General features: G+C 62.6%; 23 protein-coding genes. 7 read left to right on the top strand and 16 right to left on the bottom strand.

The annotated features are described in order from the left end of the window. Positions 1-86 precede the first annotated feature (86 nt). From lysS to sugE, 5 genes are all read left to right on the top strand, one after another. Complete coding sequence (gene lysS / locus LHU53_RS07220) at positions 87-1,649, top strand: lysine--tRNA ligase (protein ID WP_227331761.1); 1,563 nt, start codon at positions 87-89, stop codon at positions 1,647-1,649. Positions 1,650-1,692: 43 nt separating this feature from the next. Next, positions 1,693-2,250 carry a YgjP-like metallopeptidase domain-containing protein gene (locus LHU53_RS07215; protein WP_227331759.1) on the top strand — a complete coding sequence of 186 codons (558 nt, stop codon included), beginning with the start codon at positions 1,693-1,695 and terminating at the stop codon, positions 2,248-2,250. 277 nt (positions 2,251-2,527) lie between these two features. Then, a complete protein-coding gene (locus tag LHU53_RS07210; RefSeq protein ID WP_227331757.1) occupies positions 2,528-3,343 on the top strand; it encodes a hypothetical protein in 816 nt (271 codons plus the stop codon). Continuing rightward, the gene (locus LHU53_RS07205) at positions 3,340-4,599 is read left to right on the top strand and encodes a type II toxin-antitoxin system HipA family toxin (RefSeq protein ID WP_227331756.1); all 1,260 of its coding nucleotides are present in this window, start codon (positions 3,340-3,342) and stop codon (positions 4,597-4,599) included. The genes LHU53_RS07210 and LHU53_RS07205 overlap by 4 nt, the downstream gene beginning before the upstream one ends. 267 nt (positions 4,600-4,866) lie before the next feature. Beyond that, on the top strand, positions 4,867-5,187 hold the full coding sequence (gene sugE, locus LHU53_RS07200; RefSeq protein WP_227331754.1) for a quaternary ammonium compound efflux SMR transporter SugE: 321 nt from the start codon (positions 4,867-4,869) through the stop codon (positions 5,185-5,187). An 88-nt stretch (positions 5,188-5,275) separates the two neighbouring features. Here sugE and LHU53_RS07195 read toward each other — a convergent pair whose 3' ends face one another. Beyond that, positions 5,276-9,196, bottom strand: a complete 3,921-nt coding sequence (locus LHU53_RS07195; protein WP_227331752.1) for a CHASE domain-containing protein — start codon at positions 9,194-9,196, stop codon at positions 5,276-5,278. A gap of 10 nt (positions 9,197-9,206) precedes the next feature. Next, positions 9,207-10,445, bottom strand: a complete 1,239-nt coding sequence (locus LHU53_RS07190; RefSeq protein WP_227331750.1) for an EAL domain-containing protein — start codon at positions 10,443-10,445, stop codon at positions 9,207-9,209. Positions 10,446-10,651: 206 nt separating this feature from the next. On the opposite strand from LHU53_RS07190, the gene LHU53_RS07185 reads away from it, so the two are divergent. Continuing rightward, positions 10,652-11,254, top strand: coding sequence for a CBS domain-containing protein (locus tag LHU53_RS07185; protein WP_227331748.1), 603 nt, complete (start codon positions 10,652-10,654; stop codon positions 11,252-11,254). A 41-nt stretch (positions 11,255-11,295) separates the two neighbouring features. Here LHU53_RS07185 and LHU53_RS07180 read toward each other — a convergent pair whose 3' ends face one another. Then, positions 11,296-11,529: a DUF3820 family protein gene (locus tag LHU53_RS07180; protein ID WP_227331739.1), complete on the bottom strand. Its 234-nt coding sequence runs from the start codon at positions 11,527-11,529 to the stop codon at positions 11,296-11,298. 19 nt (positions 11,530-11,548) lie between these two features. Further along, positions 11,549-11,911 (bottom strand): translation initiation factor Sui1, encoded by a 363-nt coding sequence (locus tag LHU53_RS07175; protein WP_227331737.1) that lies wholly within the window; start codon positions 11,909-11,911, stop codon positions 11,549-11,551. A 91-nt stretch (positions 11,912-12,002) separates the two neighbouring features. Between LHU53_RS07175 and LHU53_RS07170 the strand changes: the two genes are divergently transcribed. After that, a complete protein-coding gene (locus LHU53_RS07170) occupies positions 12,003-12,230 on the top strand; it encodes a hypothetical protein (protein WP_227331735.1) in 228 nt (75 codons plus the stop codon). 15 nt (positions 12,231-12,245) lie between these two features. On the opposite strand, the gene nagZ is transcribed toward LHU53_RS07170, so the two are convergent. The 12 genes from nagZ to LHU53_RS07110 form a co-directional block, all read right to left on the bottom strand. After that, positions 12,246-13,328: a beta-N-acetylhexosaminidase gene (gene nagZ / locus LHU53_RS07165; RefSeq protein WP_227331733.1), complete on the bottom strand. Its 1,083-nt coding sequence runs from the start codon at positions 13,326-13,328 to the stop codon at positions 12,246-12,248. Positions 13,329-13,387: 59 nt separating this feature from the next. Then, a complete protein-coding gene (gene acpS, locus LHU53_RS07160; protein ID WP_227331731.1) occupies positions 13,388-13,783 on the bottom strand; it encodes a holo-ACP synthase in 396 nt (131 codons plus the stop codon). Between the two features lie 30 nt (positions 13,784-13,813). Continuing rightward, positions 13,814-14,590 carry a pyridoxine 5'-phosphate synthase gene (locus LHU53_RS07155; RefSeq protein WP_227331729.1) on the bottom strand — a complete coding sequence of 259 codons (777 nt, stop codon included), beginning with the start codon at positions 14,588-14,590 and terminating at the stop codon, positions 13,814-13,816. Continuing rightward, complete coding sequence (gene recO, locus LHU53_RS07150) at positions 14,587-15,336, bottom strand: DNA repair protein RecO (protein ID WP_227331728.1); 750 nt, start codon at positions 15,334-15,336, stop codon at positions 14,587-14,589. Before recO ends, LHU53_RS07155 begins: the two co-directional genes overlap by 4 nt. A 297-nt stretch (positions 15,337-15,633) precedes the next feature. Next, positions 15,634-16,593: a GTPase Era gene (gene era / locus LHU53_RS07145; RefSeq protein ID WP_370632247.1), complete on the bottom strand. Its 960-nt coding sequence runs from the start codon at positions 16,591-16,593 to the stop codon at positions 15,634-15,636. Between the two features lie 68 nt (positions 16,594-16,661). Beyond that, positions 16,662-17,348, bottom strand: a complete 687-nt coding sequence (gene rnc / locus LHU53_RS07140; RefSeq protein ID WP_227331726.1) for a ribonuclease III — start codon at positions 17,346-17,348, stop codon at positions 16,662-16,664. 21 nt (positions 17,349-17,369) lie between these two features. Further along, positions 17,370-17,732: a DUF4845 domain-containing protein gene (locus tag LHU53_RS07135; protein WP_227331716.1), complete on the bottom strand. Its 363-nt coding sequence runs from the start codon at positions 17,730-17,732 to the stop codon at positions 17,370-17,372. Positions 17,733-17,745: 13 nt separating this feature from the next. Continuing rightward, positions 17,746-18,711: a signal peptidase I gene (lepB, locus tag LHU53_RS07130; protein ID WP_227331714.1), complete on the bottom strand. Its 966-nt coding sequence runs from the start codon at positions 18,709-18,711 to the stop codon at positions 17,746-17,748. Continuing rightward, entirely contained in the window at positions 18,711-20,522 is a 1,812-nt protein-coding gene (lepA, locus tag LHU53_RS07125; RefSeq protein WP_227331712.1) for a translation elongation factor 4, read from the bottom strand. Before lepA ends, lepB begins: the two co-directional genes overlap by 1 nt. 223 nt (positions 20,523-20,745) lie before the next feature. Then, positions 20,746-22,212, bottom strand: coding sequence for a Do family serine endopeptidase (locus LHU53_RS07120; RefSeq protein ID WP_227331710.1), 1,467 nt, complete (start codon positions 22,210-22,212; stop codon positions 20,746-20,748). Positions 22,213-22,254: 42 nt separating this feature from the next. Continuing rightward, on the bottom strand, positions 22,255-23,271 hold the full coding sequence (locus LHU53_RS07115) for a MucB/RseB C-terminal domain-containing protein (protein WP_227331708.1): 1,017 nt from the start codon (positions 23,269-23,271) through the stop codon (positions 22,255-22,257). Then, positions 23,268-23,894 (bottom strand): sigma-E factor negative regulatory protein, encoded by a 627-nt coding sequence (locus LHU53_RS07110; protein ID WP_227331707.1) that lies wholly within the window; start codon positions 23,892-23,894, stop codon positions 23,268-23,270. The genes LHU53_RS07115 and LHU53_RS07110 overlap by 4 nt, the downstream gene beginning before the upstream one ends. Between the last annotated feature and the right edge of the window lie 27 nt (positions 23,895-23,921).

The following is a 23,921-nucleotide window of genomic DNA, read 5'->3' as shown; positions in this document are numbered from 1 at the left end:
CCCGCGTGCGGACTTTGCCCTGCTTGCCATGACCCGCTTCGCCGGGACATACCCGGTTTGCCGCCCGCCCCTCTTGAATGCCTCACATGTCTGAACCCATCACCGCCGCCCCCAGCCCAGCCCCCCAGGACGAGAACCAGCTCATGGCCGAGCGGCGCGACAAGCTCAAGGCACTTCGTCAGGCGCAAGCTGAGGGCAAAGGCGTGGCTTTCCCCAACGACTTCAAACCGACCGACCACGCCGCCGACCTGTTTGCCGCACACGCCGGACAAACGCCTGAAGGCCTGCTGGAACAAGGCGCCCAAGCCAAAATCGCTGGGCGCATGATGCTCAAACGCGTCATGGGTAAGGCCAGTTTTGCCACCTTGCAAGACAGCAGCGGGCGCATCCAGGTCTACATCAAACGTGACGACGTGGGTGAAGAGACTTATGCCGCGTTCAAACACTGGGACCTGGGCGACATCGTGGCCGCTGAAGGCCTCGTGTTCAAGACCAAAACCGGCGAGTTATCGATCCATGCCAGCAGCATCCGCCTGCTGACCAAAAGCCTGCGCCCGATGCCCGACAAGTTCCACGGCATGGCCGACCAGGAGGTCAAATACCGCCAGCGTTACGTCGACCTGATGACCGACGAAGACACCCGCAAACGCTTTGTGGCGCGCAGCAAGGCGGTGAGCGGCATCCGCGAATTCATGGTGGCGCACGACTTTCTGGAAGTCGAAACGCCGATGCTGCACCCGATTCCCGGTGGTGCCAACGCAAAACCCTTCACCACGCACCACAACGCGCTGGACCAGCAGATGTTTTTGCGCATTGCGCCCGAGCTTTACCTCAAGCGCCTGATCGTGGGTGGCTTCGAGCGCGTGTTCGAGATCAACCGGAGCTTTCGCAACGAAGGCATCAGCGTGCGCCACAACCCCGAGTTCACCATGATGGAGTTCTACGCGGCGTATTGGGACTACCAGGACCTGATGACTTTCACCGAAGCCCTGATTCGCGACGCCGCACAACGCGCCCTGGGCACGCTGCACTTAAGCTACGCGGGCAAGCCGGTGGACCTGGAACAGCCGTTTGAGCGCCTGACCATTCATGAAGCCATCTGCAAATACACCGAAGCTGGCCAGATGCTGGACGACGGCTCGGGCCTGAAGGTCGACAGCGCCGAGTGGCTGCGCTCGGTCTTGCCCAAACTCGGCATCACCGAAGCCAAGCACCACATCTCGACGCGCAGCCTGCCCAGCTTGCAGGTGCTGTATTTCGAGGAAACCGTGGAAGAAAAGCTCTGGCAGCCGACCTTCATCATGGAACACCCGACCGAAATCAGCCCGCTGGCCCGCGCCAACGACAGCCGCCCCGAAGTGACCGAGCGTTTTGAGCTCTACATCACCGGGCGCGAATTCGGCAATGGCTTCAGCGAGCTGAACGACGCTGAAGAACAAGCCGCCCGCTTCCAGGCCCAGGTGGCCGCCAAAGACAGTGGCGACGACGAAGCCATGTACTACGACCACGACTTCATCCGCGCCCTCGAATACGGCATGCCGCCCACCGGTGGCTGCGGCGTCGGGCTGGACCGGCTGATGATGTTGCTGACAGACAGCAGCAGCATCCGCGACGTGATCCTGTTCCCGGCTTTGCGCCGAGAAGTTTAAGAACAATTGGCTTCTAGCCCTTATAAATCAAGGGCAAATAGCTATGCCAACGATAGTAAACCAAGGTAGCGCACAGCCCCTGCGCTACCTGCAGGGCTACCCGCTGGATACCCTGGCGCAGGTTGACAAGCTGCTGCAGGAAGACCGCGTGGCCGACTGGCTGCTCAAAAAGTACCCGCAAGGCCACACGGTGCGCACCGACAAGGCGCTGTTTGACTACGTGCAGGCGCTCAAATCAGAGCACCTGCGCGGCGCCGAACCGCTGGCCAAAGTGGCGTTTGACAACAAACTACAGGTGGTGCAACACGCGCTGGGCACCCACACCACGATCAGCCGGGTGCAGGGCAACAAACTCAAGGCCAAACGCGAAATCCGTGTGGCCAGCCTGTTCAAACAGGCGCCCGAAGAGTTCCTCAAAATGATCAGCGTGCATGAACTGGCACACCTTAAAGAGCGCCAGCACGACAAGGCGTTTTACCAGCTGTGCAGCTACATGGAACCGCGTTACCACCAGCTCGAATTTGAGGTGCGGGTGTACCTGACCCACCTGGAGGTATCGGGGGCGAGGTTGTGGGGAGCAGCAGGGCCAGAGGTGGTTTGAGGGCTGGACGCCATAGCTGGTCGGCAAACCGACCGCTGTTAGCGGAGCATTGGCGGCAACGCGCTTTGAGAGTCGATCAATCGTTGCGAGCGCAAAATTTATTCATAAAATTTCAAAAATTGTATTTTTAAGTACATCTATGAATTTTTTTAAAGAACTCAAAACAAATGCGGCTTGCCAGCAGCCTCCGAACCGCAACACCCGCAGCGGCACAGCGCCATTTTCTCAACTTTATTCATAGAGTTGCTCAAAAATTCAATTTTGATAAACTATACGAATGCCAGTGCAAATAACAAAACCCTCCGACTATCCGCTAGCAGTCACCAAGCAAATTGGCCTGCTGGCGCAAAACATTGTGATTGCACGCAAGCGGCGCAAGGAGACGCAAGCGCAGTGGGCTAAGAAATTGGGGGTGTCGCAGCCCACCATGGCCCGCATTGAAAGGGGCGATCCCGCTGTGGCGATGGCCTCCTATGTGATGTGCATGTGGCTGATCAACCCCGACTGTTCACTGGCCGACCTCATCGCACCACAACACGACCACGTTCCACTGGAGCGAGACATTGCCAAAATTCGCGCCCGTCGCACAGCCGTTGTGCCAAGCGTTTCAAACCATCGAGGTAGCAGCGCCGCTGCAGGGTTGACACAGCTTATCAAAGCTTCCTCGGCTGCAGAACTTGCACGCCTTACCGGAGTTCCATCGGCCGCAGACATGGCTCGGCTGGCGGGGACGGGTGCGGCTGCAGAGATGGCGCGACTTGCTGGAGTTTCCTCCGCAGCAGATATGGCTCGGCTGGCGGGGACGGGCGCGGCTGCAGAGATGGCGCGACTTGCTGGAGTTTCCTCCGCAGCAGACATGGCTCGGCTGGCGGGGACGAGCGCGGCTGCAGAGATGGCGCGACTTGCTGGAGTTTCCTCCGCAGCAGACATGGCTCGGCTGGCGGGGACGAGCGCGGCTGCAGAGATGGCGCGACTTGCTGGAGTTTCCTCCGCCGCAGACATGACTCGGAAAGCTGGGGGAGCTACCTCGGCTGCAGATGTGGCCGTCGGTCTGGCTGCGCTGGTAGCAAAAGCGCAGGGCAAGGCCAAATGAGCGACCATGGTGTCGATCCTCGCACCTACGCGCCACAAGATCAGCTGTCTGTGTGGGCGCTGGTAGACCCGGACAACCCGGTGTTGGTGGGCGAGGTTCGGCTGTCCCAGCTGGTTGCAGACTGCGCGACATTTGCCTATGCGGCCACTTGGTGGAACTTTCCCTTGAGCGAAGACTTGCCACTGATTGCGGGCCAGGACTTCAGTGCGGGCGAGCGTGGCAGCGCGCCGGGTGCGCTGGATGATGCACGGCCTGACCGTTGGGGCGAGCGCATCATTCGTCAGGTGGACCAGCCCGCGCGTTTGTCCATTCTGGAGATGCTGCTGTTCGCAGGAGATGGTCGTTTTGGCGCACTCGGCGTTTCGGTTTCTGCGGATCACTACGCACCCCGCATCGTGGGGCCGTATCCCCATTTGAGCGACTTGGCTCAACTGGACCAGGCCATTGAAGGGGTGCAGTTGCAAACCCCCATCACGGGGGACATGCAACGCTTGCTGCAACATGGCGTTTCTCTGGGTGGCGCACGCCCCAAAGCGCTGTTGCACACGAAGGATGGCCCGTGCATCATCAAGTTCAGCGAACTGGATGACCCTGTGGACACACCACTCATTGAGCATGCCACCATGACCTTGGCCGCCAGCGCCGGTATCCACGTGGCATCCACCGACACCTTGCCACTGGCTGCGCGCCACACCAAGGCACGCCATGCGTTGACGATCCAACGCTTTGACCGCATGGGCAACTTGCGCCTACATTGCATCTCTGCAAAAACGGCGCTACGCGCTGCACGCCTGCCCGAGAGCTACAGCGCACTGGCGACCATTTTGCTGCGCCTGGGCCACCCCGACCGCCAGAATGCCATGCGCGAAGAGTTGTTCAAACGTATGGTGTTCAACATCCTCATGGACAACACCGACGACCATGAACGCAACCATTGCCTGTGCCTGGGCTTTGACGGTTATTACACACTGGCGCCCGCGTTTGACGTGGTGCCGACGCTGCAAAACCTGGGTTACCAAGCCATGACGGTGGGCCAGTACGGTGCCGAGTCCAGCTTGGAGAATGCGCTGTCAAAACTCAGCGAATTTGGCATCAAGAAACCTCGTGCGCAGACACTCATCAGAGAAGTGGCGCGCACGGTGGACCAGTGGCAGCTGCATTTCACGCAGCATGGGGTGTGCCAGGCCGACATGGAGCAGCTGGCTGCCAGCATTGACCGTGACGCGCTGAAACTGCAACGCCAGGCGTTTTGCTAACTGTGCAGCGACATGGCGCCACGCAAGTGCTAACTCGAATTTGAGGTGCGGGTGTATCTGACCCACCTGGAGGTGTCGGGGACGCGGTTGTGGGAGGCTGCGTCGATGCAGGCTGGATGACACTGGGTTCACCCCGGTAAAAATCGCCAAGCCCCTAGAATCCATCCCTTTTTCACACGTGGGCGATGGCACCGCGTCGACGCATGGGACGACCCTGCGTCTCCTGTTTCGCTCAAGGACGACCTTGGGAACGTTGAGGTTAACGCCATGAACTGGTTCATTCTTTTTGTTGCCGGCCTGTTTGAAATTGGCTGGGCGATCGGGTTGAAATACACCGAGGGGTTCACCCGCCTCTGGCCGTCCGTGGGCACGGCCGTGTCGATGGTGGCCAGTGTCGTGCTCCTTGGTATCGCCATGAAGACCCTGCCGGTCGGCACGGCTTACGCCGTTTGGGTGGGTATCGGCGCCGTGGGCACGGCCATCCTCGGCATGGTGCTGCTGGGTGAAGCGACCAACATAGGCCGTCTCATCAGCCTGGCGCTGATCGTGGCTGGGGTGATCGGTCTCAAACTCACCTCCCCGTCGTGAGATGAATGCCGCAAGTCCACCCCGTTAACGGCGGGTGGCGCGGCTTGGACACACCTGCGCTTGGGCAAGTCGCCGCCCGCAAGCGCCCCTATCCAATGCGCAGATCACGCGCCAAAATGGCCTCGCGCAGGTGTGCAAAAGCCGCGTCCAGACCTGCCGCCAACGCCTGACAGGTGCTTGTGTCATCGGCCAGACCGGCGGTTTCCAGCTGCTCACACAACTCGCCCAGACTCAGGGCCCCCACCGATCGGGCCGATGATTTGAGGGTGTGCGCCAGCATCGCAGCCTGCTTGACCTCGCTGGCCTGCACCGCCACCTGGATCGCCTGGACCTGCGCAACGGCCTTGGACAAAAACTTGGTCAACAGACGCTGGTGCAGGCCCGGGTTGTTGCCCACCAGTTGACCCAGCGTGGCAGCGTTCCAGACCGGCAAGCGCTGTGGCAACGGTGCGCCCTGGTCCTGGCGGGCGGCGGCCAACATGGATGCATCCGGGGGTGATGGCACGTGGGCGTCGGTCGGCCGGTCACCCGCCAGCGGCAACCATTTGGCCAAAACCCGGCCCAGGTCATGCAAGCGCAGCGGCTTGCTCAGAAAGTCGTCCATACCGCTGGTCAGGCAGTGCTCTGCCTCGCCGCGCATGGCGTTGGCGGTCACGGCGATGATGGGGCAGTGCTGGCCCGGCGGCTCTTCGGCACGGATGGCGGCGGTCAGGGCAAACCCGTCCATGCCCGGCATGTGACAGTCGGCCAGCAACAAGCCATAGCGACCGGTGCGCCACTGCGCCAGCGCCTGGACGCCGTCCACCGCCACCTCAGCGCAATAGCCCAGCAGACGCAGCTGTTCGCGCATCACCTCCTGGTTGGTTTCGTTGTCTTCGGCCAGCAAAATCAGCTGCCCGCAGGCCTGCGCGTCAGCCAGGCTGGGCGCGGGCGGTCGGGCATGCTGACGGCGCTCCGGATGCGCCAGCGTGTCCGGGGCCAGGCTCAAGCCCGGCACCGCCTGCAGCGGCAGCGTCACGGTGAACTCCGACCCCTCATCCAGTGCACTTTTCACGGTGATCTGGCCGTCCATCAGTGACGCCAGGCGCTGGCTGATCGACAGGCCCAGGCCGGTGCCGCCAAACTGGCGTGCGGTGCTGGCATCGGCCTGGGTAAAGGGGGTAAACAACTTGGCCACCACCGCCTCGGTCATGCCGATGCCGTTGTCGGCCACCGTCAGGATCAGCGCAGGCTGGCCGTCGGGCAGCTCACCCGCGCTCAGGCGCAGCGCCACGCCGGGCACGCGCCCGCGTGCGGGCTGGGTGAACTTGATGGCATTGCCCATCAGGTTGAGCATCACCTGGCGCAGCCGGGTCGGGTCGGTGTAGATGGCGGCTGGCAACTCGGGCGCGATGACCAGCGACAGCGTGACCCCCTGAGCGCTGGCGGTGCATTGCAGCAACTGCATCACACTCTCGCACACCGGCCGCAGCGGTGTGGCCAAGCGCTCCACTGCCAGCTGGCCGGCCTCGATCTTGGAGTAATCCAGGATGTCGTTGAGGATGTGCAGCAGCGTCTGGGAGGATTGCGCCACCGTCTCGAGCATGCTTTTTTGCGCAGGCAGCAAGGGCGTTTGCTGCAGCACGTCAAGCATGCCGATGACGCCGTTCATGGGCGTGCGGATCTCGTGGCTCATGTTGGCCAGAAACTCTGACTTGGCCCGGTTGGCGGCGTTGGCGGCGCTTTCGGCGCGCTTGAATTCGGTGATGTCGGCAAACGACCAGACCCGACCCACCACCTCGTTGCCCAGCATCTGCGGGTGCGAGATGCGCCTGAACACGCGGCCATCGGCCAGGTCGATGGTCTCGATGCTGGATGCATCGGGCGTGGTGTCCAGCGCCAGCACTTTGGCGGAAAACGCCTCCGGCTGCGCCAGCTTGTCCGCCAGGCAGGCCAACACCTCGTCGCTGGCCTGCCCGCTCAACATGTCGGGCGGTATGCCCCACAACTCGACAAACCGCTGATTCCACAGCGTGACGTGGTGCGCGCGGTCCATCACCAAAATGCCGTCACCGGTGGACTCCAGGGTGGCGGTCAGCATGGACATGGCCAGCTGCTGCGCCTGCTCGGCGGCTTTGCGCCGGGTGATTTCGGTGCGCACCGAGATGTAACTCTCGGGCTGGCCGGCGACATCGCGAAAGGCATAAAACGTGGTGTCGGTCCAGTACAGCTGCCCGTTTTTGGCACGGTTGCATTCCTCCACATGCCAGGGTTTGCCCTGATTCACCGCCGCATACATGGGCTTGAAGAAGCCCGGCGGGTGCACCCCGGACTTGACCAGGCTGTGGTGGCGGCCCAGAAACTCCTTGGGGGTGTACCCACTGATGGCCGTGAACCGGGCATTGCCATAGGTGTAGCGACCATCCACATCGGTGATGGTGACGATGGCATGTTCGTCCAGGATGAATTTTTGCTGGCGCAGCGCCAGCAGGGTCTGCTCCAGATGCCGTGTTTTCTGCTGCACCAGGTCTTCCAGATGGTCGCGGTAGTTTTGCAGCTCCAGCTCGATGACTTTGCGCTCGGTGATGTCCTGCAGCGTGCCGCGCAGTACCGGCTGGCCGGCGTCATCCGCAGACAACTCGCCCAACGCCTTGACCCAGCGCATCTGGCCATCCACCGGGCGAATGATCTGGTATTCGCGGTCGAATCGGCCCTCCCCCTGCAACACGCGGTGGTAGGCGTCCAGCAGCGCCTGCCGGTTGTCGGGGGCCATCAGGTCGATCCAGCCTGCCAGGGAGCGGTCATACGCCGCGTCAATGCCAAAAATATCGTCCAGCACGGCAGAGCTCTGCCAACGTCCCGTCGTCACATCGGTGACGAAGGAGCCGACCCGCCCGATACGCTGGGCCTGCGTCATGGCTGACAGACTGGCCTGCAAGGCGCGTTCGTTGTCGGCGCGCAAAGCTTCGCGCGTCTGCTGCTCCAGTGCAGCGGCCTCACGCAGCACCGCCAACTCGCGCCGCTGCAGTGCGCGCAGCGACCAGGCCGTCAGCAGACTCAGCAGCAGGCTCAGCAGCGCGCCGGTGGTGGCCACCAGGCCAGGGCGTTGCCGGATGGCTGCCGCGCCAAACTCCGGCTTGGTCTGGAAGGCCAGCAACCACTGGCGCCCGCCAAACGCCAGCGACTGCGTGAAGGACGTCCGACCCACGTCAGCGTCGTCGCCAGCGGCCGTCCCGCTGTCATACATCAGGGTCGCGGCAGAACGCTCTTGGCCGTCGTAAATTTTCAGCGTCAGGTCCGGCAAACCCTGCGGCAGCATGGCCGCCATCAGTTCTGCCATGCGAAACGGCGCATCCACCCAGCCCACCACGCTGGCGCGCCGCTCGGCCAGCGTGGTGGTGCTGGCATCGCGCTGGTAAACCGGGATGTACATGACAAAGCCGGACTGGCCGCTGCCCTCGTCCTGTTTGAGCGTGAGCTTGCCCGACATGATCAGCCGTCCGGTGTCGCGCGCCAGTTGGATGGCAGCCTGCGCCTGTGCGACCGTGCTGATGTCAAACCCCACGGCCCGGCGGTTACCGTCATCCAGCGGTTCAATGTAAATGATCGGGGCATAACTCTCGCGCACACCCTCCGGTTGGACCCGGTACTGCGGCAGGCCGTCGCGGCGTACCCGGCTCTGATGCTCCTGCAGGTCCGGACCTTTAACCCATTCGACATAGGCCACACCGGCGAAACCCGGCATGCGGGCAGTGGAACTCAGCACCTGGTAGTAGCGATGAAAATCGCTGCGTGTCACATGGTCCGAGGCGCCAAACAAGCCTTCAAAACCCATCAGCATCAGCGCGTTGGCGTTCAGGTTGCGCTCGATGGTGCGGGTGATGTCATTGGCTTCGCGTTTCAAATCGGCCTGGATTTGCGCGGCCGCCGTGGTTTTGGCCCGCTGCCAGACCACGCCAGTCAGCATCAAGCCGAGCGCCAGCACGACGCTGGCCCACAGCAGGGTCGGGGTTTTGCGCGCCAGGGTCAAGGTCAGCCCGTCAGAAGCGCGTGCAAACGCCTGGCGGGCTGGCGGGCGGCTGGTGGCGCAGCAGGTAGTCGGTGCAGGCCGCCAGCGGCATCGGCCGGGCAAAGTGGTACCCCTGCACCATGTGCCCGCCCCACAAGCGCACAAACTCCAGCTGCTCCTGCGTCTCCACGCCCTCAGCCACCACCTGCATGGCCAGGTTGTTGCCCAGCAGGATGGCCATGCGCAGCACCGACTGGGCCTTTTGCTCGGTACTGGCGCGCTGCACAAAACTGCCGTCAATCTTGAGCTCTTTGAACGGCAGGTCGATCAGCTGCACCAGGCTTGAATAGCCGGTACCAAAGTCGTCAATCGACAGTGTGAACCCCATCAAGGACAGGCGGGTCAGGCTTTCCATGATCAGCGCACGATCCACCATCAGCTGGCTCTCGGTGACTTCAATGATGAAGTCCGACGGCTGCAGACCCGCCGTGCGCACGATCTGCAGCAACTGCTCGGGCACCGCCAGGTTGAGTGCGGTCGTCATCGACAGGTTCAGCGCCACCTTGATGACCAGGTGTTGCCGCTGCCAGCCGGTCAGGTCGTGTGCCACCTGACGGGCCATGGTGAAAAACAGCTCGTCGGCCAAGCCAGCGGCTTCCATGGCGGGCACAAACCGGCCCGGGCCAATCATGCCGCCCGACACCGCCGGCCAACGCGCCAGCGCCTCCACCCCGACCACGTGGCCGCTGCGGATGTCCACCTTGGGCTGGTACCAGGGCACAAACTCCCCCTGGGCCAGCGCCTGCGCCAGCCGCTGCGGTGTCAACTCCGCGGCGTTGTCGGGCACGCTGGGGGCGCAGGGTGGCTGCAGGCGCGACAGCACCTGTTGCAGTTGGTCGCTGGAACAGGGCTTGGCCAGCACACCCAGCAGGTTCATCTGGTGGGCGCTCACCAGCCGGGCCGCACTCTGCAAAATTTCGCCCTGCGCACCCGACAGCAGGACAATGCCCGCCCCCAAGTGGCGCTGCGCCAGGTGTCTGATCAGTACCAGGCCATCCATGTCGGGCATCGACAGATCGCAGATGATGGCCACGATGGCCTGCCCCCAGGTTTCCAGTTCGGCCAGCGCCTGCGCACCGCTGGTGGCGCAAATCACGCGCCCGTAGCCGATGCCCTGCAATTGCGCATGGATCATGTCGAGGTGGAACTCGTCGTCATCGACAAGCAAAACGATCGGGGCGCCCGTTGTCATCGTCGTGAGGTCTCCCATGGTCGGTGGCGTTGGTAGGGTTGGCGGGGTTGGCACGTTTTGCAAGCCCGAAGGGTAGCAGAGCGCAGCACGGTCACTAAAAAAAAATCGGCCACAACGTGGTGCAGACTGGTATTTACCCGGGCCGATGCGCCGCTGACAGCAGCCCATAATCTGCCAGAACGTGCCGTCAATGACCCCAACAACACTTGATGAAGGAGGCCCCCATGATTGAAAACGCCAACCACAAGCCGCTGCCCAAGACGACGATCTCCGCCGCCGGTTGCCACCTGCTGGAAGCCTTCAACCCGCCAGCGGTCAACATCGACTCACCCGCCATCCTGGTCATGACCGACCTGTCGCAGGTGCCGGTGGCCACCATCATCGCCACCGCCACGCTGGACGATGCCAACCGGTCGATGATCTCGCGCGGCGTGCGCCTGTTGCTGGTGGTGGATGACAGCCACCAGCGGGTGGCGGGCCTGCTGACGTCGGTGGACATTCTGGGTGAAAAGCCGGTGCTGGCAGCGCAGCGCCGTGAGGTCAAGCGCCAGGATCTGCGCGTGGCCGATGTGATGGTGCCGGTGGACAAGATGGAGGCCATGGCCATCGAGGAGGTGAGAAAAGCGCGGGTGGGCCACATCGTGGCCTCGCTCAAGGCCGACGGCCGGGCCCACGCCATCGTGGTGGGTCAAGACGCGCAGGGCGGGCAGGCGCTGGTGGGTATCTTTTCGGTGTCACAGATTGCGCGGCAACTGGGGGTGCAGATCCATGCCCACGAAATGGCGCGCACCTTTGCCGAGATCGAGGCGGTGATTGCCGGGGTGTGACCGCGTTGGCATGAAAGTGCGGGGGTTGAGGCAGCGCCCGCTCAGACGCAGTGCGACGCCGTGCTGCCCTGGCGCAGCGGGGTCAGCAGGTCTGACAGGCCGTTGTGGTCGATCTCGTGCATCAACGTCAGCAGGCGGCCAATCTCACCCTTGGGCACGCCCTCACGCACAAACCAGCGCAGGTAGTCGCCCGGCAGGTCGGCCATCAACCGGCCCTTGTATTTGCCAAAGGGCATGGTGCGGGTCACCAGCAACTGCAGGTCTTCGGGGTTCATGGTCGGGCTGCGGTCGTCGTCAACCACCCGCGCGCTTGACCTTGTGGCCCTGCGCCTGCAACAGCGCCATCACCCGCTCGCAGTGGTCACCTTGGACCTCGATCACGCCGTCTTTCACGGTGCCACCCGAGCCGCAGGCGGCTTTGAGTTGTTTGCCCAACGCGGCCAGCGCGGCATCGTCCAGCGCCAGCCCCTTGACCAGCGTGACGCCTTTACCGGCACGGCCTTTGGTCTCGCGGGACACGCGCACGATGCCGTCGGTGGGGGCTTTGGGTTTGAGCGCAGCACATTGGCAGGCCGCCACCGGCTGGCGGCAGACCGGACACATGCGGCCGCTGTCGGTGCTGTACACCAGGCCGCCGCTGGGGGATTTGGGTTTCATGGGAAGTTCAGTGAAAATGGGGTGGCTGATTGTCCGATACCGCTACCGGCCAACTTCACTCACTCTTCTTAAGTCACCAGGAAAACACTGCATGTCACGTCAAAGCGTTTGGGCACCGAAGGTTCTGGCTCTGATCAAGGGCGGCAACGCTGCGGCGGCCATCGCGCAGATCAAGGTGGCACCCACGGTGAAAGACCTGCAGGACCTGCGCAAGCTGTTGACCAGTGCCCGACTGATGCAGGCCCACCCGAATGTGGACGCCGCCACCAGCGACATGATTGCCGCGCTGTCGGCGCCACGGCTGCACCGCTCGCCCTGAAGCCGGTCAAGGCGATCAGGGCAACAGATCCAGCGCCTGCATGTAGGCGGGCTGCACCATCAGCGCGTCCCAGGATGTGGCGCGCTTGGTGGGAAACAGGGCCAGGCGGCGCGCCTGGCTGGCCTCCAGCGGCTCCCATTGGCCGCGGTATTGGGCCTTGGTGAGGCCTTCAATCAACGCGTCAATCTCGGCCCCGTCACCCAGCGACTGGTTGCAGAGCAGCACCAGGTCACAGCCCGCATTGAGCGCCGCCAGTGCGGCCTGCGTGGTGCTGACCGGCTGACCGTGGATGACACGGGCACCGGCCATGGACAAATCGTCGCTGAAGATGGCGCCGGTAAACCCCAGCTGGCCCCGCAGGATGCCGTTGAGCCACTTGCTGGAGAACCCGGCCGGGCGGTCGTCCACCGCCGGGTACACCACATGCGCCGGCATCACGCTGGCCAGGCTGTTGGCCAGCCAACGGTAGGGTGCGGCGTCGTCTTGGAGGATGGCGGCCAGGCTGCGGGTGTCCACCGGCATGTCGGTGTGTGAATCGGCGGTAACGTGCCCGTGGCCGGGAAAGTGTTTGCCGCAGTTGGCCATGCCGCTTTGCAACAGGCCGTGCATCAGGCTTTTGGCCAGCAGACTGACCACGCGCGCATCGGCATCAAAGGCACGGTCGCCAATGACGCTGCTGGCGCCGTAGTCCAGATCGAGCACCGGGGTAAAACTCAGGTCAACGCCGCAGGCCCGCAGCTCGGCACCCAGCACGTAACCGCAGGCCGTGGCAGCGGCCGTGGCGCGCATGGCGCCCTCGCCCTCGTTGCCCTGGCCATCCTGGCGCCACAGCTCACCCAAGGCACGCATGGGCGGCAGGTGGGTGAAGCCATCCGTCTTGAAGCGCTGCACGCGACCCCCTTCATGGTCCACGCAAATCAGCAAGTCTGCGCGGATTTTTTTGATGCTGGCGCACAGTTCGGTGAGTTGCTCACGGCTTTCCCAGTTGCGGGCAAACAGGATCAGACCGCCCACCAACGGGTGTTTCAGGCGTTTTTTGTCGGCCTTATTGAGTTGACATCCAGCGATGTCGATGATCAGGGGGGCGTGATAACTCATGTTGTTCTCCTTGTTATAAATGGCTATCAGCCCCTGCCCTGTAACGACCGGGGCCACGCTTACCGATTCACTTCCACCACGCAGAAGCTGGCGGCGTAATCGGTTTCGTCGGTGACGGTGATGTGGGCCCTCAAGTGCCGGGCCTCAAACCAGTCACGCAAAGCACCGTGTAGCAGTATCACCGGCTGACCGCTGGGCAGGTTACCAATCTCACAGCGTCGCCATGTCATCGGCATGGACATGCCCAAGCCGATGGCTTTGGAGAACGCCTCCTTGGCGCTGAACCGGGTGGCCAGGTAACGCACACCCCGCTCGGGCCAGCGCAGGCTGCGTGCTTGCCAGGTGGCAAATTCAGCGTCACTCAGGACTTTTTGGGGGAACCGTTCGCCGTGGCGCGTCAGGCTGGCCTGGATGCGCCGCACGTCGCAAATGTCGGTGCCAATGCCGTAGATCATGGGGCGCCTGCGGTCAAACGGGCAACGGGCTCAGCCCACCATCTCCAGCCGTTCGGCCTGGTGGATGCAGCGCAGATAGTCCCGGATGGTGGCGTCATAGCCCAGCTCCAGCGCATCGGCAATCAGCGCGTGGCCAATTGACACCTCTCGCACGCCCGGCACCTGGTTCAGGAAGGCGGTGAGGTTGTCGCGGTTCAGGTCATGGCCAGCGTTGACGTCCAGGCCCACATCCAGCGCAGCCTGGGCAGCGTGGGCAAATCGCGCCAGTTGCGCCGCCAGGCCGGGGGTGCCCCAGGCGGCGGCGTAGGGCTCGGTGTAGAGCTCGATGCGGTCGGCCCCCACGGCTTTGGCGGCGGCCATGGCCGCTGGTTCGGCATCCATGAACAGGCTCACGCGCAGGCCCCAGGCGTGGGCCTGGTCGATCAGCGGCTTCAAGCGCGCGGCATCGTCAGGAAAGCTCCAGCCGTGGTCGCTGGTGAACTGGCCCTCGCCGTCCGGCACAAACGTGACCTGGTGCACCGGCAGCTTCTGCGCCACCAGCTTGCCCACCACATCCATCAGGTTGTGCAGGGGGTTGCCTTCGATGTTGTACTCACGGTCGGGCCAGGCTTGCAGCAGGTGCGCCAGCTCGGTCACGTCACTGCCGCGGATGTGGCGCTCGTCGGGGCGCGGGTGCACGGTGATGCCGTGGGCACCGGCCTGCAGGCACAAGGTGGCGGCGCGTGTCAGGCTGGGGATGCCCAGGTGACGCGTGTTGCGCACGGTGGCGACTTTGTTGAGGTTGACGGAGAGTGCGGTCGATTTCATAAGTTTTGCAGGTCGATCATGACTTGCCGGGTGCGCAGCGCGCTGACCCCGCAATGGTAATTGAGCAAGGTGCGCAGTTGGGGCTTGAGTTCGCCCGCCACGTCGGCACAGGCGCGCATCAACGTGGTGATGGGCACACGCTCACCCAGCACCTGCTGCAGCGCCGTCCATTGCGCGCCGCTCAAACTGGCACGGTCCATCTCACTGGCCTGGCGCAAACCGCCTTCGGGCACCAGGCTGTAACGCTGCAGCGGCTGCAGCGCCAGCAGCGTCATGGTTTGGGCATCCAGCGTCGGCAGCAGGCCGATTTCGCGCAGCAATAGCAGCTCAAAGGCACGCAAGGCCGCCTCCAGCACCTCGCCGTGTTCGCTGGCAATCACCGCCACCACGTTAGCGTACAGGTCAAACAGCGCCGGGTGCGGGTCTTCACGCGCCAGCAGGTTCAGCAGCAACTCGTTGAGGTAATAGCCCGACATCAACGCATCCCCGGTGGGCATGACGTGGCCGCCTTGCCACTCGGCGGCTTTGAGGGTTTTGATCTCGGCATCGCCGCCAAAAGCCAGGTGCAGCGGTTGCAGCGGCAGCAGGATGGGCCGGAAGCTGGAGCTGGGCCGTTTCACCCCTTTGGCCACCAGCGCCATGCGCCCGTGGTGGCGTGTGAACACCTCCAGGATCAGGCTGGTTTCGCTCCAGTCATACCGGTGCAGCACAAACGCGGGTTCGTCAGAGATGCGTTTGGTGGCCACCGGCACAAACCCCCGAAAGAATCATGGGTATAAATAAACCGTTTTGGTTGCAAAAATAAACACAAAGTACATTTGTGACCGGGTAGTTCACTTTTCAACCAGGAGAGTACATCATGAATGAAGCCACACTTCGGAATCTGGATCGCGCTGCTATGTGGGCCGCTGCGGCCATCAGCCTTGTTCCCCTCGTGCCTTACGCCTTGAGCGGATTAGTCGGATGACCCCCACAGGCTTGGACGGAGCAACAAGGCGGCGCAAGCCGCCTTGTTGTTTTGGGCCGCCAGAAACCGCACAGGCTCACTCATAGCCAAATGAGCGCACCCGCGCTTCGTCGTCGGCCCAGCCCGAGCGCACCTTGACCCACATCTCGATGAACACCTTGCAGTCCAGCAGTTTCTCGAGTTCGACCCGGGTTTCCATGCCGATGCGTTTGATGCGTTCTCCCTTGTCACCAATCACCATGGCCTTGTGGCCGTCACGCTCCACCACGATGGTGGCGGCGATCCGCAGCAGGCGTTTCTGGCCTTTCTTGGCCGGCGGTTCCTCGTCAAACTTGTCGATGATCACCGTCGAGGTGTAGGGCAACTCGTCGCCCGTCAGGCGGAACAACTTTTCGCGCACCATCTCGCTGGCCATGAAACGCTCGCTGCGGTCGGTCAGCTCATCCGCGGCGTACCACCAGGCTTGCTCGGGCAGGTATTTGGCGCAGATGTCGAGCAAGCGCTCAATGTCTTTGGCGTTTTTGGCCGACATCGGCACAAACTCGGTGAAGGCGTGTTTGGCCTGCATGTCTTGCAACCAGGGCGCGATGTCGCCACGGCGGTGCACGTTGTCGAGTTTGTTGGCGATCAAGAGCGTCGGAATGTTCTTGCCCAGCAGCGCCAGCACGCGCGCATCCGCCGGTGTGAAGCTGCCTGCCTCGACCACAAACAGGATCAGGTCCACATCGGCCACCGCACCCACCACCGTCTTGTTGAGCGATTTGTTCAACGCGTTGCCGTGGATGGTCTGGAAACCGGGGGTGTCAACAAACACAAACTGCGTCGGCCCCACGGTGTGCATGCCGGTGATGCGGTGGCGCGTGGTTTGCGCCTTGCGCGAGGTGATGCTGATCTTTTGCCCCACCAGCGCATTGAGCAGGGTCGACTTGCCCACATTGGGTTTGCCGACGATGGCGATCAGGCCGCAGCGCTGACCCGCCACCGGCGTCTCCACCGGCCCGGCCGGGCGCATGTTGCGGTGCAGACCTGCCAGCATGGCTTCGACGTCCGTTGGGCCTGTCGCCTCCGTGTTGTCGGCGTCCTTAGCGATTTTTTGGGTTGTGGTCATGGTAGCCCTTTAACTTTCAGTGTTTGCAACATGGCGGTGGCGGCGGCTTGTTCGGCTGCCCGGCGCGAGCCGCCCTGGCCGCGCGCGATGAGCTTCAGATCAGGGATCTCGCAATCCACTTCAAATGTCTGCTTGTGAGCGGCGCCCAGCGTGGCGACCACCTTGTAACCGGGCACTTTCATGCGCCGGGCCTGCAACCATTCCTGCAACTCGGTCTTGGGGTCTTTGCCCATGGCGGCCATGGCCGGGTTGATGTCCAGCGTGGCGTACAGCCGGTTCACCAGCGCCTGCGCCGCAACAAAACCGCCGTCGAGGTAGGCCGCACCAATCACCGCCTCCAGCGCGTCGGCCAGGATGGACGGTCGCTTTTGGCCGCCAGAGCGCAACTCGCCCTCGCCCAGCCGGATCACATCAGGCAGGCCCAGCTTCACCGCCAGCGGATGCAAAGCTTCCTGGCGTACCAGCCCGGCCCGCACCCGCGACAAATCGCCCTCAGGCAACGCACTCAAGCGGTTGTAGAGCAGGTCGGCCACACACAGACCCAGCACCGAGTCGCCCAGAAACTCCAGGCGTTCGTTGTGGTCGGCCGAAAAGCTGCGGTGGGTGATGGCCTGCGTCAGCAGGCTGAGGTCGGCAAAGGTGTACTGCAGCCGCTGTTGCAGCGCGGCCAGGCCCGCGCTCAAGGCGTCACCTGTGGCATCAGGTTATTTGGAACGACCGGCATATTTCATCGTCAGGTAGGCCGGGCCGGCCAGGTGGATCTCGCGCTGATAAGCGAAGCTGACCACCACCTTCTCGTTCTCTTTCGTGACCTCGATGTCTCTGGCGGTGATGGAGCTGATGTTGTCAATGGCTGCGGCGCGGTCAAAAATGCTACGCACTTCCACCACGGTGCTGCCATCCGAGGCCTTTTGGGCGGCTTTGAGCACGGCCTGGTACTCAATGACCGTCGGGATGACCTGCGCCACGACCACGCCCGTCACCGCCAGCACGCCACCCACAAACAGAAAGCCAAGCAGAGAAAACCCATGTTGACCCGATTTGCCCGCGCGCACGATGGAAGCCATAAAAGTCTCCTGATCAGTTGAAAGAGCCGATGCGCTTGAGGTTACCAAAGTTCATCCAGACAAAAAATGCCTTGCCAACGATGTTTTTCTCCGGCACAAACCCCCAATAACGCGAATCGAGCGAATTGTCGCGGTTGTCGCCCATCATGAAATAGTGACCCGCAGGCACCTTGCACACCACGCCTTCCACGCTGTACTGGCAATTGGCCTTGAACTGGAATTCGTCGGCACCTGGGACAAACGCCGGTCGGCTGTCGTCGTTGAGCACCCGGTGCTTGGCGGTGCCCAGCGTTTCTTCAAACTGCTTGAAGTAGCGCATGCTGTCTTCGTCAAAAAACTCGGGCAGCGCGTCGGTAGGCAGCGGCTTGCCATTGACGGTGAGGCGCTTGTTCAGGTAAGCCACCTCGTCGCCGGGCACGCCGATCACGCGTTTGATGTAGTCCAGGCTGGGTTTGGGCGGGTAACGGAACACCATCACGTCGCCACGCTGCGGCGCGTTGCCTTCGGTGATCTTGGTGTTGAGCACCGGCAGGCGCAAACCGTATTCAAATTTGTTGACCAGAATCAGGTCCCCCACCAGCAGGGTCGGGATCATGGAGCCCGAAGGAATCTTGAACGGCTCAAACAAAAACGAGCGCAGGATGAAGACACCAATGATCACCGGGAACAGCCCGGCCGTCCAATCCAGCCACCAGGGCTGTGCCAGCAGGCGGTGCTTGGCCTCGGCCAGGTTGTCATCCACCTGGCTGATGCCGAGTTTGCCCAGCTCGGCGTTGCGCTGTAGCGTTTGTGCTTCCAACTCGGCGGCGGCTTTTTGGCGCTGCGGCAGAAAGTAAAACCGCTCGGCCAGCCAATAAGCGCCGGTAATCACCGAGGCCAGAAACAGCAGCAAGGCAAAGTTGCCTTCCACCAGCCCCACGTACCAGGCGCCGATATAGGCCACAAACGCGGCCAGCACCACCGAGGTGAGGGCCTGCATCACGCGTCCACCTTCAAAATGGCCAGGAAAGCCTCTTGCGGCACCTCGACCGAACCAATTTGTTTCATGCGTTTTTTGCCTTCTTTTTGTTTCTCAAGCAGCTTGCGTTTGCGGGAAATGTCGCCGCCATAACATTTGGCGATCACGTTTTTGCGCAGCGCCTTGATGGTTTCGCGGGCGATCACATTGGCGCCGATGGCGGCCTGGATCGCCACGTCGTACATCTGGCGCGAGATCACTTCCCGCATCTTGCCCACCACGGCGCGACCGCGGTACTGCGACTGGCTGCGGTGCACGATGATGGACAACGCATCCACCTTCTCGCCGTTGAGCAGGATGTCGACCTTGACCACATCGGCGGTGCGGTACTCCTTGAACTCGTAGTCCATCGAGGCGTAACCGCGCGAGACACTCTTGAGCTTGTCAAAGAAGTCCATCACGATCTCACCGAGCGGCATCTCGTAGGTCAAGACCACCTGGCGGCCTTTGTAGGCCATGTTCATCTGCACACCACGTTTCTGGTTGGCCAGAGTCATCACCGGGCCCACGTACTCCTGCGGCATGTAGAGGTGCACGGTGACGATGGGTTCGCGAATTTCCTCCAGGCGGCCCTGATCGGGCATCTTGGACGGGTTTTCGACCATCTTGACCGTGCCATCGGCCTGCACCACCTGGTAGACCACGCTGGGCGCGGTGGTGATCAGGTCCTGATCAAACTCGCGCTCCAGGCGCTCTTGCACAATTTCCATGTGCAACAAGCCCAAAAAGCCGCAGCGGAAGCCAAACCCGAGTGCTTGGGACACCTCGGGTTCGTAATGCAGCGAGGCGTCGTTGAGTTTGAGTTTCTCCAGACTATCGCGCAGGCCTTCGTATTGGTTCGCTTCGGTCGGGTACAGACCGGCAAACACCTGCGGCTGGATCTCCTTGAAACCGGGCAACGGCTCGGTGGCGGTCGCTGCGGCGCCACCGGTGCCGGGGCGAATCAGGGTGATGGTGTCACCGACCTTGGCCGCTTGCAACTCGCGGATGCCGGCAATGATGTAACCCACCTCGCCTGCCTCCAACGCCTCGCGCGGCTGGTTGGCTGGGGTGAACACACCCAGGCTGTCGGCGTTGTAGGTGGTGCCGGTGGCCATCATCTTGATTTTTTCGCCTTTGGCCAGGCGGCCATCGACCACCCGCACCAGCATCACCACACCCACATAACTGTCAAACCAGCTGTCGATGATCATGGCGCGCAAAGCGGCGTCAGGATTGCCTTTGGGTGCGGGCACACGGGCCACCACCGCCTCCAGAATGTCGTCAATGCCCAGGCCGGTTTTGGCCGAGCAGACGATCGCATCGGCAGCGTCAATGCCAATCACATCTTCAATTTCCGAGCGGGCGTTGTCCGGATCGGCATTGGGTAAGTCGATCTTGTTGAGCACCGGCACCACTTCCACACCCAGGTCGAGCGCGGTGTAGCAGTTGGCCACGGTTTGCGCCTCCACCCCCTGGCTGGCGTCCACCACCAGCAGCGCGCCTTCACAGGCCGACAGCGAACGGCTCACCTCGTAGGAAAAGTCCACGTGGCCGGGGGTGTCGATCAGGTTCAGGTTGTAGGTCTTGCCGTCCTTGGCCTTGTACTGCAGGGCCGCCGTCTGCGCCTTGATGGTGATGCCGCGCTCTTTCTCGATGTCCATCGAGTCCAGCACCTGGGCTTCCATCTCGCGCTCCTGCAGGCCACCGCAGCGCTGGATCAGCCGGTCGGCCAGCGTGGACTTGCCATGGTCAATATGGGCAATGATCGAAAAGTTTCGGATGTGATTCATTCGGAGAAACCGACAAGGTGAGTGATGGGCGCGTGAACAGAAAAAAGGGCGCGGTCATGTGCGACGCGCCCTGGTCCAACCCTTAAATGGCCACGGATAAAGCTGGAGCCGTATTGTAAGTAAAAAGACAAGCGCCCTGCCAAGGCCCGGCCGCTGCTAAGCGGCACACCTTGCGGGCGGTCTTTTCACAGCTTGTCCACAAGGTGTGCATCGGATATCCACATCATTTCATGGGGCGGATCACGGTGTATTGCGACCATTCACCACGGCGGAACAACACATTGAGCGGCTTGCTCTTGTCCAGCTTGGTCAGCACAGCCTCCAACTCCTGCACATTGGCCACTGCGACATTGGCCACGGCCACAATGACGTCACCTTCGCGCAAACCGGCCCGCGCAGCGGCATCCGCAGCGTTTTCGACCCGCACACCGCCTTTGACCCCCATCTCCTTGCGGGCTGCGTCGGTCAGGTCAGCCACCACCAGGCCAATGCTCTGGGCGGCGGTGGTTTTCTGCGGCTTGGCGGGTTTGGCCGTGGGTTTGGCCACAGGTTTGTCGGGCTCGATCTCGGCAATCACCACACTGATGTCTTTGGTGGCGCCGCGGCGAAACACAGTGAGTGTGCTCTTGGTGCCGGGTTTGGTGTTGCCCACCATGCGCGGCAGGTCAGACGATTTGTCCACCGGTTTGCCATCAAACTTGATGATGATGTCACCCGCTTCTACGCCTGCCTTGTCGGCTGGGGCCCCAGCCTCCACCGCGCGCACAAACGCGCCCTGCGGCTTGCCCAGGCCGATGGATTCGGCCACTTCCTTGGACACCTGGTCGATCTGCACACCAATGCGGCCGCGCGTGACCTTGCCGGTAGCGCGCAATTGCTCGCTGACGCGCACCGCCTCGTCCATCGGGATCGAGAACGAAATGCCCATGGAGCCGCCCGAGCGCGAGTAAATCTGGCTGTTGATGCCCACCACCTCGCCGCGCATGTTGATCAGCGGGCCACCCGAGTTGCCGGGGTTGATCGCCACGTCGGTCTGGATGAAGGGCAGATAGTCACCGGTGTCACGCTGCTTGGCACTCACAATGCCGGCCGTCACGGTGTTTTCCAGCCCGAACGGCGAGCCAATGGCCACCACCCACTCGCCCACCCGCAGGCGGTTGACATCCCCCACCTTGACGGCGGGCAGGTTGGCCGCCTCGATCTTGACCACCGCCACATCGCTGCGTTTGTCGGCGCCAATGATCTTGGCCTTGAATTCACGCTTGTCGGTCAGGGTTACCAAGACCTCGTCGGCGCCCTCGATCACATGGGCGTTGGTCATGATCATGCCGTCGGTCGACAGGATGAAGCCAGAACCCACACCGCGCGGCTTGTCCTCGTCACGCGGTTGCGGGTGGTTGCGCGGCGGTGTTTGGCGCGGGATGTTGGGCATGGGCAGCCCAAAACGGCGGAAGAACTCGAGCATGTCTTCGTCCAGTTGCGGTGCCCCTTCCGGCGCGGCGCTGACTTTTTCAACCGTTCGGATGTTCACCACCGACGGGCTGACCTGCTCCACCAGATCCGCAAAATCAGGCAGGCTGGCCGACTGCGCCCAAGCGGCCGAGGCGGGCACCAGGGCCGTGACGGCGGTGAGCACCAACACGCCGCTGAGGGCGCTGGCAACCAGCTGCTTGCAATTAAATCGAATCATGTCTGACCTTTCCTGTGAACAAAATAAAAGGCATATGAAGGCTTAGCGCTTTCTCTCAAGTGCCTGCACAAAGGCCGCCAGGGTCTGCGGCGGCACCTCACCCACCGCCGTGACCCACCACGACCCCAGTTGGCGCATACGCAAACTGGTCGCCCCCATGGAGACCAGGTGGTGCGACTGCAAGCGGCCATGGCGCTGGGGATCGAACAGCTCGATGAACAGCGAGACCGAGGCCAAGCCATCCGAATAAACACACTGCAAAGGCGGGTTGGCCGCACTGGCGCCGCCTTCCAGCCGCTTGTAACAACGCACGGGTGCAAAACCCGGCACCGGTGTTGCCATCAGCCAGCCTTCGGCCTCGGCCGTGGTTTTGACCAGCGTCGGGCTGATCACCCGGTAGCCCTGGGTGTTGTCCATCAACGCTGTGAGCTTGGCCATGGCCACCGGCGCGTCCAGCTGCAACTCCGAGAACGCCGCCTGCTCCAGCACGTTGCCAACGGGGTCCAGGGTTTGCAGCTTGACCATCAGACCGGTTTTTTGTTCGGTCCAGATTTGGTAGCCAAAACGCAGCAGGTCCAGCGGCATCAGCTGCACGATATCGGCTTCGAACCCGGCCACCCGGCCTTGCCCCACTGATCGCAGTCGGTAAAAGTGGCTCACGGCGGCATCAGCGCGGTTCAGCAGGTTGGGAAACAGTCCCAGCGCCTCACGGGTTTCGTGGATCACGGTGCGGCTGCCCGGCAAAAACGTGACCACTTCGTCGTTGCGCCGAAAGGTGGTGCGCGCCGTGCCGGTGAGGGACTCCACCCGCTCCATCTGCCTGTCACCGTTGCCCACGTGCCAGATGCGCGAGGTGGACATGTCGCTGCCGGTGGTGACCACAAATGTGCCCATGTAAGCGCGCGCGCGCGGTGCCTCATGCAGGCGCATCAGCCAGCGCGCCACACCGGTGGTTTCATCTGACGACTCAGGCGTCGGGGCTGGCGCGGGCTGCGCCCAAACGCTGCCGTGGGCCAGCCAGCCCGACACACACAACACAAGACTGACCAGAAATTTCAACGCTTGCCCTCGTCAAACGTGGCGTTGCGCAAAAAGCCCGAGGGCATCTGCAAAACGCTGGCGCCCCCCATCTGGCGGTGCGCTGCCAGCAAGGCATCAAGCTGCGGGTCACGCAGCATCTGCGGTGACGGGGTGTCGCCCGCCACCAGCGTTGCCGGTGCGGACGCTGGCGCGGCGGTGACAGGCGGCTTAGGCAACTGCGCCAACTGGGTGTTGCCAGCGTCACCCGATCCAAGCATGGCCACGCCCTGCCAGGCCAGCCCAATCACCATCGTGATCGACGCCAGACCCACTACCCGTTTCCACCAACGATCATTGGCAACAGCAACCATGGTGTTTTTTTGCACGTCAGAACGCACCGGTATGGGGCTGACAGCGACCTCTTGAATCGTTTCTTCCGCCAGCCGGGCGCGCAGCCGGGTGACAAACGCCGGGTCATGCGCGCGCACCGGAGCGCCCGAGGATCGCATGACTTCCCCGACCAGATGGTAGGTGTCCCAGGTAACTCGGTCCTCTGGCGCGTCGGCGAGGTGCGCCACAACACGGGCAAACTCGTCCCCGTGGAGTTGCCCGTCCACCAAGGCAGACACCAGTTCACTACGTTCCCGCAATTGATCAGACATGACTCGACTTGCCCTTGTAATGTTCAA

Origin of the sequence: Rhodoferax sp. U2-2l, assembly GCF_020594515.1 — a bacterium.
Classification (GTDB): domain Bacteria; phylum Pseudomonadota; class Gammaproteobacteria; order Burkholderiales; family Burkholderiaceae_C; genus Rhodoferax.
This window is presented reverse-complemented; position numbering and strand designations above follow the sequence as displayed.